Source organism: Pseudomonas sp. 5.2, assembly GCF_059025405.1.
On record NZ_JBYBHH010000083.1, the window covers coordinates 1 to 213 of the forward strand.

Genomic DNA, 213 nt, shown 5'->3' on the forward strand with positions numbered 1-213 from the left:
AGTTGGTTAGAGCGCACCCCTGATAAGGGTGAGGTCGGCAGTTCAAATCTGCCCAGACCTACCATTACATGGTTCAGCCGTAGAATACGGGGCCATAGCTCAGCTGGGAGAGCGCCTGCCTTGCACGCAGGAGGTCAGCGGTTCGATCCCGCTTGGCTCCACCACTTTTCGCAGCACGCAGTAGCTTGTCAGAACTTAGAAATGAACATTCGT

General features: G+C 54.9%; 1 tRNA gene. It reads left to right on the forward strand.

What is annotated here, in order from left to right:
- Window positions 1-88: 88 nt before the first annotated feature.
- Window positions 89-164 (forward strand) — tRNA-Ala (locus tag AC5PZ0_RS28395).
- Window positions 165-213: the final 49 nt, after the last annotated feature.